Genomic DNA, 2,701 nt, shown 5'->3' with positions numbered 1-2,701 from the left:
CCGACAGCTTGTAGGCACATGGTTTCAGGAACTATTTCACTCCCCTTCCGGGGTGCTTTTCACCTTTCCCTCACGGTACTGGTTCACTATCGGTCACTAGGTAGTATTTAGCCTTGCGAGATGGTCCTCGCTGCTTCCGACGGGGTTTCACGTGTCCCGCCGTACTCAGGATCCTGAACTGAGGGTGTGACGTTTCGTCTACGGGGCTCTCACCTTCTCTGGCACAGCTTCCCAACTGTTTCGACTACGTCGCACTTTGGTAACTCAAATGTTCAGTCCTACAACCCCAGTGAGCAAGCTCACTGGTTTGGGCTCCTCCCCTTTCGCTCGCCGCTACTCAGGGAATCGAATTTTCTTTCTCTTCCTGCAGCTACTGAGATGTTTCAGTTCACTGCGTCTACCGCTTGCCAGCTATAGATTCACTGGTCAAGCAAGCACCGACTAAGGTGCTTGGGTTTCCCCATTCGGAAATCTCCGGATCAAAGCGTACTTACCGCTCCCCGAAGCATATCGGTGTTTGTCCCGTCCTTCATCGGCTCCTAGTACCAAGGCATTCACCATGCGCCCTTCATAACTTAACCTTGATAACCACTCCGTGGTTATCTCAATTAATTGAGTTAGCGATTATTTCGTTAATAAAACTCAAATAACGCGGTGTTCTCGGTTTATTGTTTTTAATAAATAAAGAAATTAGATATTATTTAGTTTTCAAAGTACAAGCTCGTGCCAACCTCACGATTGGCAATGGAGAATAACGGAATCGAACCGATGACCTCCTGCTTGCAAAGCAGGTGCTCTCCCAGCTGAGCTAATTCCCCATATATGGGCCTAAATGGACTTGAACCATCGACCTCACGCTTATCAGGCGTGCGCTCTAAACCAGCTGAGCTATAGGCCCAAATAAGCGTCTCAGTAAGTTTTGAGGTAAACCCCTCAAAACTAAACAAAGTTTTGACAATGTGCAGGTTCCGTTTTATTCCTTAGAAAGGAGGTGATCCAGCCGCAGGTTCTCCTACGGCTACCTTGTTACGACTTCACCCCAGTCATCTGTCCCGCCTTAGGCGGCTCCCTCCATAATGGTTAGGCCACCGACTTTGGGCGTTACAAACTTCCATGGTGTGACGGGCGGTGTGTACAAGGCCCGGGAACGTATTCACCGCGGCATGCTGATCCGCGATTACTAGCGATTCCGACTTCGTGTAGGCGAGTTGCAGCCTACAGTCCGAACTGAGATCGGCTTTAAGAGATTAGCTTGCCCTCGCGGGTTAGCGACTCGTTGTACCGACCATTGTAGCACGTGTGTAGCCCAGGTCATAAGGGGCATGATGATCTGACGTCGTCCCCACCTTCCTCCGGTTTGTCACCGGCAGTCTCACTAGAGTGCCCAACTGAATGCTGGCAACTAGTAACAAGGGTTGCGCTCGTTGCGGGACTTAACCCAACATCTCACGACACGAGCTGACGACGACCATGCACCACCTGTCATTGCGTCCCCGAAGGGAACGCCTAATCTCTTAGGTTAGCGCAAGATGTCAAGACCTGGTAAGGTTCTTCGCGTAGCTTCGAATTAAACCACATGCTCCACCGCTTGTGCGGGCCCCCGTCAATTCCTTTGAGTTTCAACCTTGCGGTCGTACTCCCCAGGCGGAGTGCTTAATGCGTTAGCTCCGGCACTGAAGGGCGGAAACCCTCCAACACCTAGCACTCATCGTTTACGGCATGGACTACCAGGGTATCTAATCCTGTTCGCTACCCATGCTTTCGAGCCTCAGCGTCAGTTGCAGACCAGACAGCCGCCTTCGCCACTGGTGTTCTTCCATATATCTACGCATTCCACCGCTACACATGGAGTTCCACTGTCCTCTTCTGCACTCAAGTCGCCCAGTTTCCGATGCACTTCTTCGGTTAAGCCGAAGGCTTTCACATCAGACTTAAGTAACCGCCTGCGCTCGCTTTACGCCCAATAAATCCGGATAACGCTTGCCACCTACGTATTACCGCGGCTGCTGGCACGTAGTTAGCCGTGACTTTCTGGTTGAATACCGTCACTGCGTGAACAGTTACTCTCACGCACGTTCTTCTTCAACAACAGAGTTTTACGAGCCGAAACCCTTCTTCACTCACGCGGTGTTGCTCCATCAGGCTTGCGCCCATTGTGGAAGATTCCCTACTGCTGCCTCCCGTAGGAGTATGGACCGTGTCTCAGTTCCATTGTGGCCGATCAGTCTCTCAACTCGGCTATGCATCATCGCCTTGGTAAGCCGTTACCTTACCAACTAGCTAATGCACCGCGGGCCCATCCTGGAGTGATAGCCGAAGCCATCTTTGAAATCAAAACCATGTGGTTTTGATTGTTATGCGGTATTAGCATCTGTTTCCAAATGTTATCCCCCGCTCCAGGGCAGGTTGCCCACGTGTTACTCACCCGTCCGCCGCTCACTGGTAATCCATCGTCAAATCTGTGCAAGCACGTCATATCAGTTGGGCCAGTGCGCTCGACTTGCATGTATTAGGCACACCGCCGGCGTTCATCCTGAGCCAGGATCAAACTCTCATATAAAATATAAGAACTTGAATAGCTCTAAATCAAATTAATTAAGCGAATTGACTTCGCAAATGTTTTGCTTCAAATCACCGAAGTGATTGAAGACCCTACACATTTAGTTCGTCAAAAACTTTGTTCAGTTTTCAAAGGTCTACC

At 50.4% G+C, this 2,701-nt stretch carries 2 tRNA genes and 2 rRNA genes; all 4 read right to left on the bottom strand.

Annotated elements, in window-relative coordinates:
* Positions 1-581: ribosomal RNA gene (locus CK797_RS09000) — 23S ribosomal RNA — on the bottom strand; the annotation flags it as partial.
* A 164-nt stretch (positions 582-745) separates the two neighbouring features.
* A tRNA-Ala gene (locus CK797_RS08995) sits at positions 746-818 on the bottom strand.
* A 5-nt stretch (positions 819-823) separates the two neighbouring features.
* A tRNA-Ile gene (locus tag CK797_RS08990) sits at positions 824-898 on the bottom strand.
* An 86-nt stretch (positions 899-984) separates the two neighbouring features.
* Positions 985-2,560, bottom strand: a 16S ribosomal RNA gene (locus CK797_RS08985).
* Positions 2,561-2,701: the final 141 nt, after the last annotated feature.

It is taken from the genome of Limosilactobacillus pontis (assembly GCF_002940945.1).
Taxonomy (GTDB): Bacteria; Bacillota; Bacilli; order Lactobacillales; family Lactobacillaceae; genus Limosilactobacillus; species Limosilactobacillus pontis_A.
This window is presented reverse-complemented; position numbering and strand designations above follow the sequence as displayed.